This is a genomic window from Micromonospora sp. NPDC002411 (genome assembly GCF_053592955.1).
On the sequence record NZ_JBSFBM010000236.1, the window covers coordinates 1 to 10,905 of the forward strand.

At 72.6% G+C, this 10,905-nt stretch carries 12 protein-coding genes; 5 read left to right on the forward strand and 7 right to left on the reverse strand.

All coding sequences use genetic code 11. From position 1 onward, the window contains the following. Positions 1 to 98 precede the first annotated feature (98 nt). The 4 genes from ACWCO3_RS24370 to ACWCO3_RS24385 all read left to right on the forward strand — a co-directional run bounded on the left by ACWCO3_RS24370 (position 99) and on the right by ACWCO3_RS24385 (position 4,503). Positions 99 to 1,226, forward strand: a complete 1,128-nt coding sequence (locus tag ACWCO3_RS24370) for a CaiB/BaiF CoA transferase family protein (protein WP_358162097.1) — start codon at positions 99 to 101, stop codon at positions 1,224 to 1,226. 221 nt (positions 1,227 to 1,447) lie between these two features. Beyond that, entirely contained in the window at positions 1,448 to 2,725 is a 1,278-nt protein-coding gene (locus ACWCO3_RS24375; protein WP_358162099.1) for a DUF2786 domain-containing protein, read from the forward strand. 165 nt (positions 2,726 to 2,890) lie between these two features. Beyond that, positions 2,891 to 3,247, forward strand: a complete 357-nt coding sequence (locus ACWCO3_RS24380) for a YciI family protein (protein WP_357931283.1) — start codon at positions 2,891 to 2,893, stop codon at positions 3,245 to 3,247. Next, positions 3,244 to 4,503, forward strand: a complete 1,260-nt coding sequence (locus ACWCO3_RS24385; protein WP_145786071.1) for an RNA polymerase sigma factor — start codon at positions 3,244 to 3,246, stop codon at positions 4,501 to 4,503. The genes ACWCO3_RS24380 and ACWCO3_RS24385 overlap by 4 nt, the downstream gene beginning before the upstream one ends. 46 nt (positions 4,504 to 4,549) lie before the next feature. Here ACWCO3_RS24385 and ACWCO3_RS24390 read toward each other — a convergent pair whose 3' ends face one another. From ACWCO3_RS24390 to ACWCO3_RS24420, 7 genes are all read right to left on the reverse strand, one after another. Beyond that, positions 4,550 to 6,007, reverse strand: coding sequence for an alpha/beta hydrolase (locus ACWCO3_RS24390; RefSeq protein WP_450012216.1), 1,458 nt, complete (start codon positions 6,005 to 6,007; stop codon positions 4,550 to 4,552). A 111-nt stretch (positions 6,008 to 6,118) separates the two neighbouring features. Beyond that, positions 6,119 to 6,388, reverse strand: coding sequence for a hypothetical protein (locus ACWCO3_RS24395; RefSeq protein ID WP_145786069.1), 270 nt, complete (start codon positions 6,386 to 6,388; stop codon positions 6,119 to 6,121). Next, a complete protein-coding gene (locus tag ACWCO3_RS24400) occupies positions 6,385 to 6,732 on the reverse strand; it encodes an ArsR/SmtB family transcription factor (protein ID WP_145786068.1) in 348 nt (115 codons plus the stop codon). The genes ACWCO3_RS24395 and ACWCO3_RS24400 overlap by 4 nt, the downstream gene beginning before the upstream one ends. A 166-nt stretch (positions 6,733 to 6,898) precedes the next feature. After that, positions 6,899 to 7,072 carry a CsbD family protein gene (locus ACWCO3_RS24405; protein WP_088986618.1) on the reverse strand — a complete coding sequence of 58 codons (174 nt, stop codon included), beginning with the start codon at positions 7,070 to 7,072 and terminating at the stop codon, positions 6,899 to 6,901. Positions 7,073 to 7,146: 74 nt separating this feature from the next. Further along, a complete protein-coding gene (locus ACWCO3_RS24410) occupies positions 7,147 to 9,402 on the reverse strand; it encodes a heavy metal translocating P-type ATPase (RefSeq protein ID WP_450012219.1) in 2,256 nt (751 codons plus the stop codon). Positions 9,403 to 9,414: 12 nt separating this feature from the next. Beyond that, on the reverse strand, positions 9,415 to 10,359 hold the full coding sequence (locus tag ACWCO3_RS24415) for a hypothetical protein (protein WP_450012221.1): 945 nt from the start codon (positions 10,357 to 10,359) through the stop codon (positions 9,415 to 9,417). A gap of 13 nt (positions 10,360 to 10,372) precedes the next feature. Further along, positions 10,373 to 10,582, reverse strand: a complete 210-nt coding sequence (locus ACWCO3_RS24420) for a heavy-metal-associated domain-containing protein (RefSeq protein ID WP_145786065.1) — start codon at positions 10,580 to 10,582, stop codon at positions 10,373 to 10,375. A gap of 89 nt (positions 10,583 to 10,671) precedes the next feature. Between ACWCO3_RS24420 and ACWCO3_RS24425 the strand changes: the two genes are divergently transcribed. Further along, positions 10,672 to 10,905: metal-sensitive transcriptional regulator (locus ACWCO3_RS24425; protein WP_450012224.1), on the forward strand; the 234-nt coding region annotated here is incomplete at its 3' end.

The window sequence follows — 10,905 nt, forward strand, 5'->3', positions numbered from 1 at the left end:
ACCGAGTTGGCCGACCGCTACGGCGACCGGTTCACGCCGCCCGCCGACCTGGTCGACCGGCTCGCCGCCCGCCCCGCCGAACCAGCTGGCGTCGCGTGATGGCAGCGCGCGGAGGGCCGCTGGCCGGGGTACGGGTCGTCGAACTCGCCAGCCTCGCGCCCGCGCCGTTCGGATGCATGGTGCTCGCCGACCTGGGCGCGGACGTGGTGCGGGTGGACCGGCCGGGCGCACCGGGAGCGGGCCGGCTGGCCGCGCCGACCGGCGGCCCGTTGCAGCGCGGTCGGCGGGTCACCGCGCTGGACCTGAAGACCCCGGACGGCGTGGCCGACCTGTTGCGTCTCACCGACCGGGCGGACGTGCTGGTCGAGGCGTACCGGCCGGGGGTGGCCGAGCGGCTCGGCTTCGGCCCGGAGGTGTGCCAGACCCGCAACCCCCGACTGGTGTACGCGCGGATGACCGGCTGGGGTCAGGACGGCCCGCTGGCCGCCCGAGCCGGGCACGACATCGACTACATCGCCGTCGCCGGGGCGTTGGAGCCGCTGGGGCGCGCGGGCGAGCGCCCGTACGCGCCGATGAACCTGCTCGGCGACTTCGGCGGGGGCGGCATGCTGCTCGCCGTCGGCGTGCTGGCCGCGCTGCTGGAACGGGAACGCTCCGGCGCCGGCCAGGTGGTCGACGCGGCGATGGTGGACGGCTCGGCCCTGCTCACCTCGTTCCTGCACGGGCTGCTCGGCACCGGCCTGTGGGCCGCACCGCGCGGGCGCAACATGTTCGACGGCGGGGCGCCCTTCTACGACACGTACGCCACCTCGGACGGTGGATTCATGGCCGTCGGCGCGATGGAACCGGCCTTCTACGCCGTACTCCTGGCCGGCCTCGACCTCGCCGACGATCCGGACCTGCCCGCGCAGTACGACCCGAGCGGCTGGGAGGAGCTGCGGCGACGGTTCACCGAGCGGTTCGCGGAGCGGACCCGGGACGAGTGGACGGCTGTCTTCGCCGACCTGGACGCCTGCGTCGCGCCGGTGCTCGCACCCGGCGAGGCGCACCGGCACCCGCACAACGCCGCGCGGGACACGTTCGTGGAGGTGGGTGGCGAGATCCAACCGGCACCGGCGCCGCGCTTCGACCGCACGCCGACCGACCGGCCAACCCCGGCACCCGACCCGGAGCAGGACGCCGTGGCGATCGACGAGATCTTGAACGGCTGGCCGCAGCACACCTGACCAGTCAGGTGGTTGCAGGCGTCCGCAAAGGGCATTGATCAACACGGGTTTGGTGAAACCGGGGTGTCCAGTCGCGTGGGATACCGCGACTTCCGGGAAGCCGTTTTGATCAAGAGGGACCGGACTGGTGACATCCCCGTTTCGTGACTCCCGGGCCACGGGCGGCATGATCATGGAGCCTGGAGGGGCAGCGACAGCCAGATCCCGAGAAGGAGGTGCCCGTGCCGGACGCGGACGAACTCGTCGCCAACGCGCTCGCGGCGGTGCGCGGCACTGACGTACGGCAGGCCGAACGGCAGCTGGACCAACTGATGGTCGGCACCGGCGCCGCGGACGGCACCACGGCGGTGGACGCCGCCCTGCTGCGTCGCCTGGTCCGTGGCCTGAGCCGGCTGTGGCCGCGCGGTTGGCAGCCCGTCGACGTGGACCGGATCACCAGTCGACGGCTCGACGCTCACGCGGCCCGGCTGGTCCGCGCCGCGATGGCCGCCCAACGGCGCGACCAGGCCGACCCGGTCCCGGCCTGGTGGGACGACCAGTTGCGCGAGCTGGTGGCCACCGAGGGTGCCGCCGACGGCAGCGTGTTGGCCGGCTGGGCCAGCCGGGAGGGTTTGGACCGGGCCGACGCGCTCCGCACTGCCGTGGACGCTCTCGCGCTTGTGGAGAGCCTGCCGCCGATCGCGGTGCTGCGCCCACCGCCGGGCACGACCGGCGCGGTGACCGCCCGACCGGCGGGAGCGGCCCGCAGCGGGTCACCGATGCTCGACCGGGTACGGGCGTTGCTGGCCAAGGCCGAGTCGACGACCTTCCCGGCCGAGGCGGAGGCGTTGACCGCCAAGGCGCAGGAGTTGATCGCCCGGCACAGCATCGACGAGGCGCTGCTGGCCGCCGGAGCGGAGCGCGGCGACCAGCCCGGCGGGGTACGCCTGAGCACCGATACCCCGTACGCGGGCGCGAAGGCGCTGCTGGTGCAGGAGGTGGCGGCGGCGAACCGGTGCGAGGCGGTCTGGTCCGACGATCTCGGCTTCACCACAGTGCTGGGTTGGCCGGCGGATCTGGTGGCGGTGGAGCTGCTCTACACGTCGCTGCTGGTCCAGGCCACGGCGGCGATGCTGCGTGGGCGGGCCGAGCGCCGGCCGGGGTCGGGGCGGCGGACGAAGGTCTGGGACGAGTCCTTCCTCAACGCGTTCGCGCTGCGGATCGGCGAGCGGCTGCGTACGGCCACCGAGGCGGCGACCGACGCGGCGGACCGGGCGGCGGCCGAGACGGCCGGGGCGGAACGGCTGTTGCCGGTGCTCGCGGCGCGGGGCGAGGCGGTCCGGGAGCGGCTGGACACGCTCTTCCCCGGCGTCACCCGGCATCGACTCAGCGTCCGGGACGCCGAGGGTTGGTCCTCCGGCACGTCGGCCGCCGACCGGGCGTCGTTGGACGTCGGCGGCGGGCGGAAGCCCCGGCAGGTGCCCGGTGGGCCCGACAGGCGCCCACCCGAGCGGCGCTGACCGCACCATCGCCGCCGGCTCGACCGGCGTGGGACCACCACCGGCGGAGATTTCTACGATTTTCTTCGCTGAGCCGTAGGGAACGGGGCGACGACTCCGACCCTCCGGTGAGCCGCGCCCCGACCGGGGTGCGACCGAGGCCTGAGGAGCACCGCTGTGAAGTACATGCTGCTGATCTGGAACCGGCCCGGCTTCACCGAGGAGCTGACCGAGCAGGACCGCACCGCCCTGTTCGGCGAGGTCGACGAGATCATGAAGGAGCTGACCGAGACCGGCGAGTTGGTCGACGGTCAGGCGTTGGCCAATCCGGCGCAGACGTTGACGGTCCGGCTCGTCGCCGGCAGCACGGAGGTCGTCGACGGGCCGTTCATGGAGAGCAAGGAGCAGTTCGCCGGTTACCTGACCGTCGACTGCGACAGCCCGCAGCGGGCCGCCGAGATCGCCGCCCGCTGGCCGGACGTGCGCTTCGGCGGTGCGATGGAGGTCCGCCCGATCATGGAGCAGGCCGGGACGGAGATGTGACCGACGACCGGACGGTCGAGGACCTGCTGCGCACGCTCGCGCCGCAGGTCCTCGGCCTGCTGGTCCGCCGACACGGCCAGTTCGACAGGTGCGAGGACGCGGTCCAGGAGGCGCTGCTCGCCGCCGCGATGCAGTGGCCCGGGCAGGGCGTACCGGACAATCCCCGCGCCTGGCTGCTCACCGTGGCCACCCGCCGGCTCACCGACGAGTGGCGCAGCGAGAGCGCCCGCCGGGACCGCGAGGTGGCGGTGGCGTTGCGGGAGCCGGCGTACGCCGGGGTGTCGCCGCCGGCCGACGAGGAGCCGGCGGTGCCGGAGGCCGACGACACCCTGACCCTGCTCTTCCTCTGCTGCCACCCGGCGCTGACCGGATCGGCGCAGGTGACGCTCACCCTGCGCGCGGTCGGTGGTCTCAGCACCGCCCAGATCGCCCGCGCGCACCTGGTGCCGGAGGCGACGATGAGCCAGCGGATCCGCCGCGCGAAGCAGCGGATCGAGGCCGCCGGCGCCCGGTTCGACATGCCCGCGCCGGGTGAGCGGGCGGAACGCCTGCGGACGGTGCTGCGGGTGCTCTACCTGATCTTCAACGAGGGGTACACCGCGTCCAGCGGGCCGGATCTGCACCGGGCCGACCTGACCGCCGAGGCGATCCGGCTGGCCCGCATCCTGCACGGGCTGCTGCCCGACGACGGTGAGGTGGCCGGTTTGCTGGCACTCATGCTGCTCACCGACGCGCACCGGGCGGCCCGACTCGGCGCGGACGGGGAGCTGGTGCCGCTGGCCGAGCAGGACCGCACCCGGTGGGACGCCGCCGCCATCGCGGAGGGGATCGCCCTGATCACGGAGGCGTTGACCTGGTCGCCGCCGGGCCCGTACCAGCTCCAGGCGGCGATCGCCGCTGTGCACGCTGAGGCGTCGACGGCGGCGGAGACGGACTGGCGGCAGATCGTCGCGCTCTACCGGCTGCTGGCCCGGATCGCCCCGAACCCGATGGTCACCCTCAACCAGGCGGTGGCGGTGGCCATGGTGGACGGGCCCCGCGCCGGGCTCGCTCTGCTCACCGCGCTGGACGCCGACGAGCGCACCGCCGGGCATCACCGGCTCGCCGCCGTACGGGCGCACCTGCTGGAACTGGCCGGTGAGCCCGGTGCGGCGCGGGACGCGTACCTGGCGGCGGCACGCGGCACCACGAGCCTGCCCGAGCAGCGCTACCTGGAGTTGCGGGCCGCCCGCCTGACGGGACGACGCGCACCTTAGGTCTTCGGAGCGGCGCGGACGTGTGCGCGTTCGCCCTGCTTGCCGCTCAGACTTCGGGCTCGACGGCCGGGCAGCTGGCATCCCGGGCCGGCACCACCCGGTCGATCAGGTAGTCGTCGACGATCTGCTGCACGCACGGGCTGGTGGTGTAGCTGCCATGCCCCCACCCCTGGTAGGTGAGCAGCACGCCGTTTCGGCCCAACTGCCGGGCCACGTTACGAGCCCAGCCGTAGCCGCTCGCCGGGTCGTGCACTGTGGCGGCAATCAGCAGCGGCACGTCGGTGCGGACCCGCAACCGGTGCTGCGGGTTGGCTACCGGCGTCGGGGCGCCCAGGCAGGTGACCAGGGCAAAGAGCGCGGGCGGGTAGCGCAGGTCGGGCGCGAGCTGCCCGCTGCGGCGCACATGTCCGACGTACTCGCGGTAGTCGCGGACCGGCAGGTTCCAGTCCTGGCAGAAGACCGCGAAGGGGTACGGGGCCACGGCCTCATTCGACAGCGTGTCGACGCGCGGAGTGCCGGGGTCGTCCAGCCGGACGATCCACTCGGCGAGCCCTGGCCACCGCCACGTGTCGTAGAGCTGCTTGTGGGCGAGGCGGCTCAGCTCGAACGGGGCGAGCGCCGCGCCGGCCCGGTCCGGGTCGGTCAGCGTGCCCTGCTCCGCCCTTGAGTGCAGCCCGGCCCAGAGTGCCCGCACGTCATGATCGTGCAGGACACAGTCGGCGGAGCGGGCACACCAGGCCAGGAACTCGTCGAACGCGTCCTCGGCGGTGACGGCCTGGGTGTCCAGGAAGGCGCGGGTGTCGAGGCTGTGGTCCATGGCGGCCTCCAACACCATGGCCCGGACCCGGCCGGGGAACAGCTCGGCGTACCGCTGCCCGAGCAGGGTGCCGTACGAGCTGCCGTGGAAGGTGAGCTGGCGCTCGCCGAGCGCGGCACGGATCGCATCCAGGTCACGGGCGGCGCTTGTGGTGTCGACGTGGTCGTAGAGCGCCCCGGTGCGAGCCCGACAGTCGGCGCGCAGCAGCGCGTTGTTGGCCAGTGTGGCGTCGAAGTGAGCCTGGTCGGTGATCACCTGTGGTTGCCGGCCGAGCAGCTCCCGGGAACAGATCACCGGGTGGCTGCTTCCGGTGCCGCGCGGGTCGAAGCTGACGATGTCGAACCGGCGGCGCAGGTCTGCGCTGAACCGTGAGCTGCCGTCCACCACCCGGTCGACGCCGCTGTCGCCCGGTCCGCCGGGGCCGAAGACCAGCACACCTTCGCGAGCGGCCGGATCGGCGATCCGACGGGCCAACTCCAGCTCGAAGCGCTCACCCCGTGGTCGGTGCCAGTCCACCGGCAGCGACAGGGTGCCGCACTCGGCGGTGGCGTCCTTGGCACAGGGCCGCCAGTCGATCGTCGGGCCGGGTTGCGGTCGGGCGGCGGCGGGGGTCGCCGGGGTCAGGCCGGTGGCCGTGAGGGCCACTGCGACCGCCCAGCCGACCGCGGATTTGCGTACGCGCAGCATGAGGTGCTGTCCTCTCCTGGAAGGAGCGTTGCCGGTGAAACTCGCCCACTGGGCGAGGTGATGCTCTTCACCCGGGCCGTCGAGTAGCCGCTCGACGGCCCGGGGCCCGTGTCAGTCGACCTCGGTCAGGACCCGTTCGACACCGTTCATCCGGGTCTCCATCCCGCCCAGCCGAGCCTCCATCGCCGCGAGCAGCCGGGCGTTCTCTGCCTGGGCCCGAGCGGCCGTCTCGGCGAGCTGGCGGTAGTCGTCCGCGCGGGCCGCCTCGTACCTGGCCCGCCGGGTCTTGGCGAGTTGCACGACCGTCACCGTGAACACGCTGATGATCAGGGCGAAGATGCCGATCGCGCCGACCACCTCGGTCCAGTCGTGCTCGCTCATCGCTGCGCTCCTGGCTGCTCGGCCGAGTCGGGCACTGTCAGCGTCTCGGCCGCCGCCGCGATGACCTGGGGAGTGAGTGTGAGCACGAACGGCTCCACCTCGTAGTAGTTCATGGCCTTCCCGTCCTCCGACAACTCCAGGCGAGCGGTGACCAGCCCGGCCGCCGCCAGCTTCCGTAGGTGGACCTGCAACAACGCTCGGCTGATGCCCAGCTGCCGAGCCAGCCCGCTGACGTACGCGCGCTCGCGGGACAGCGCGGCGACGACCCGCAGCCGATGTGGGTTGGCCAGGGCGGCCAGCACCCGGACCAGGTCGTCGCCGGTCGGCGGTGCAGCGCTGCTCATAACAAGCCCTCGCACATGCAAAAAGAAGCTAGCAGGTACGGGCACGCGGCGGTGGGAAGCGGCCACGGAATCAGGGGGATCTCAGGGGCGGGCGGAAAACAGCCGGACACACAGCACGCCGGGCCGGTGAAAGATCACCGACCCGGCGTGCGGAGTACGTCGTACGTCAGCTCTTGAAGGCGTCCTTGATCTTCTCGCCGGCCTGCTTGAGCTTGGCCGTCGACTGGTCAGCGCGACCCTCGGCCTCGAGCTGCTCGTTGTCGGTGGCCCGACCGGCGCCTTCCTTCAGCTTGCCGGCCGCGTCCTCGGTGGCGTTGTTGATCTTGTCGTCGAAACCCATTGCCAACCTCCATCGCAAGCGTCGCTACGACACCAGCAGTACCCCCGTCGTCACCGGTCCAACCATTACCGCCGTCACAGTCCGCGATCGACAGTGGCCGACCGGAACCGACGCAGTCGCAGACTGTTGGCCACCACGAAGACCGAGGACAGCGCCATGGTCGCGCCGGCGATCATCGGGTTGAGCAGTCCTGCGGCGGCCAGCGGCAGGGCCGCCACGTTGTAACCGAAGGCCCAGAACAAGTTCCCGCGGATGATGCCGAGCGTGCGTCGGGACAACCGGATGGCGTCCGCAGCGGCGTCCAGGTCGCCCCGCACGAGAGTGAGGTCGGACGCCTCGATCGCCACGTCGGTGCCGGTGCCCATGGCCAACCCGAGGTCGGCCTGGGCCAGCGCCGGGGCGTCGTTGACCCCGTCACCGACCATCGCCACCGACCGTCCCTCGGCCTGGAGCCGCTTCACCACGTCGACCTTGCCAGCCGGCAACACCTCGGCGATCACCTCGTCGATGCCCACCTCGGCGGCGACCGCCCGGGCCACCGTGGTGTTGTCCCCGGTCAGCAGCACCGGGGTGAGCCCCAGCGCGCGTAGCCGGGCAACCGCCGACCGACTGGTCGGCCGAACCACGTCGGCGACCGCGAGCACACCCCGGGCCTGTCCGTCCCAGCCGGCCACGATCGCCGTACGGCCGGCGGCCTCCGCCTCGCTGACCGCCCACTCGACCTCCGGCGGTACGTCGATCTGCCCCTCGCGCAGCAGGCGAGCTCGGCCGACCAGTACGACCCGCCCGTCCACGGTGCCGGTCACGCCCAACCCTTCAAGGTTGCGGAAACCGGTCACCGAAGGCAGCGCGCCGGCCTCGGCGGCACCCGCGGCGACCGCCCGGGCGATCGGGTGCTCGGATGCGGCCTCCACAGCGCCGGCGAGCCGGAGCAACTCGGCCCGGTCCTCCCCGCTCGCGGGCACCACGTCCACCAGTGACATCCGGCCGGTCGTGACAGTGCCGGTCTTGTCCAGCACCACGGTGTCCACCCGGCGGGTCGACTCCAGCACCTCCGGCCCTTTGATCAGCACACCGAGTTGGGCACCCCGACCGGTGCCGACCAGCAGAGCCGTCGGGGTGGCCAGGCCGAGCGCACAGGGGCAGGCGATGATCAGCACGGCCACGGCCGCGGTGAACGCGGCGGTCGGGCCGGCTCCGGTGCCGAGCCACCAGCCGAGGGTGCCGACGGAGAGCGTGATGACGATCGGCACGAAGACACCGGAGATCCGGTCCGCCAACCGTTGCACGGCCGCCTTGCCGCTCTGCGCCTGCTCGACCAGGTCGGCCATTCGGGCGAGCTGGGTGTCCGCACCGACCCGGGTCGCGGTGACGACCAGCCGCCCGCCCGCGTTGATGGTGGCACCGACGACGCCGTCCCCGGGGCCGACCTCGACCGGCACCGACTCACCGGTGAGCATGCTGGCGTCGACGGCGGAGGTGCCCTCGTCGACCACCCCGTCGGTGGCGATCTTCTCCCCGGGACGGACCACGAACCGGTCACCGACGGCGAGCCGGTCCACCGGGATCAGGGTCTCCACCCCATCCCGCAGCACCGCCACCTCGCGGGCGCCCAGTTCGAGCAGGGCACGCAGGGCCGCGCCGGCGGTGCGCTTGGACCGGGCCTCGAAGTAGCGCCCGGCCAGGATGAACACCGTCACCCCGGCGGCCGCCTCCAGGTAGATGTTGCCGGCGCCGTCGGTGCGGGTGATGTCGAAACGGAACGGGTGCGTCATCCCGGGCATGCCGGCGTCACCGAGGAACAGCGCCCAGAGCGACCAGCCGAACGCGGCCAGCGTGCCGAGCGACACCAGGGTGTCCATCGTCGCCGCGCCGTGCCGCAGGTTGGTCCAGGCGGCCCGGTGGAACGGCAACCCGCCCCAGACCACCACCGGGGCGGCCAGGGTCAGCGACAGCCACTGCCAGTAGTCGAACTGCCAGGCCGGGACCATGGCCAGCAGCACCACCGGCACGCTCAGCGCCACCGAGACCCAGAGCCGGGTACGCGGACCCTTCAGCGGATCCACCGCCTGCTCCTCGGTCGGCGGGCTGGGCAGCGCAGCCGTGTAGCCGGTCTTCTGCACTGTCTCGATGAGGTCGTCCGGCGTGACGCCGTCGACGTACCGGACCGTCGCCTTCTCGGTGGCGTAGTTGACTGTGGCGCTCACGCCGTCCATCCGGTTGAGCTTCTTCTCGATCCGGGCGGCGCAGGCGGCGCAGGTCATCCCGCCGATCGCCAACTCGATCCGGTTGGGTGCCTCGGGTAGCTGTCTGCTGCTGGTGGTGGTCATCGTCTGGTCCCGTCAGTTGTGCCCGTGCCCGGGGGTGCCGTGGTCGGCGCCTCCGGTCGGCGCGGGTCCGCTCGGGCTGGGAACGACCCCGGTCGAGGTGCCGTCGGTGACGACTGTGAACTCGGCGGTGTGCACCGCCCCGCCGTGCCGGAAGTCGAGGTAGAGCCGGTAGCTGCCGGCCGACGGCACCTCGGCGAGGAAGGTGACCGCCGGGCCGGGCCGGGTCCGCCCGTCCCCCGGTGTCCCGTCCGGGTGTACGTGCAGGTACGCCAGATCACCTCGGCGTAGCGCCACCAGGTGCCCGTACGCGCCCAGGTAGGGCTCCAGGTCGGTGACCGGCTGACCGTCCCGGCTCACGCTGAGGGTCAACTCTGACGTGCGGCCGGGCTGCGGAGCGCCGGTCAGGGTCACCGTGTAGCCGTCGACGGTGGTGCTCTTCGAGGGTGCCGGCAGTGGTCGTTCGGTCAGCTCGCCGGGGACTGTCACGTCCACACCGAGGGTCAGCGGCTCCGCCCCGGTCGGGGCGAAGTCGGCGAAGGCCCGCCACTGCCCGGCACCGGCCAGCGGGATGTCGACCCGCCAGGTGCCGTCCGGGGCCAACTCGGGGTGCACGTGGCGGAAGCCCGAGAGGTCCCGCCGGGCGACGATCAGGTGCATCCGCTTGTCGTGCGCCACGTCGTAGCGTGTCACCGGGCGTCCGTCCGGCCCGACGATCCGGAAGGCGAACTCGTCGGCCGGAGCGTCGACAGTTTCGAGGGTGTAGCCACGGTCGGAGACGAGCAGACCGCCGGGGAGGCGATCGGTGGTCCCGCCCGCGCCGGCCGCGGGAGCCGCGCCTTCGTCGTGCCGGCTCTCGGCCGCCGGGGCGCGGTCGACCACCCGACCGATCCCGTACGTCGTGCCGAAGACCGCCGCCAGGCCGACGGCGAACCCGGCCAACTTCGTCACGGTGCGCATGGCGGCCCTCCGATCACGCGTCGACGAGGTTGTAGCCGGCCTCGTCGACGGCGGCCCGGACGACCTCGGTGTCCAACGGCTGGTCGCTGTCGACGGTGACCCGGCCGGTGGCGAGGTCGACCTGGACGTCGTGCACGCCAGCGATGCCGCCGACCTCGGCGGTGACCGCGCTGACGCAGTGCCCACAGGTCATGCCCTGCACCTGGTACGTCGTGTTGACCATCAGAACGTCTCCTTACCGGTACGGGGTGGGGGTATCCCCACCGGAAGCGACCGTACCATACCCCCGGGGGGTAGGCTATCCTTGCCGGCATGACCACACCCGCCCCGATCCGGGGGTACACCGCCAGCAAGGACCAGCTGCTCGCGCGACTCCGCCGGGTCGAGGGGCAGGTCCGCGGCATCGAGAAGATGGTCGACGACGACCGTTACTGCATCGACGTGCTCACCCAGATATCCGCGATCCAGGCCGCCCTCGACAAGGTGGCGCTCGGGCTGCTCGACGGGCACGCCCGGCACTGCATGCACGAAGGGGCGGCCGAGGGC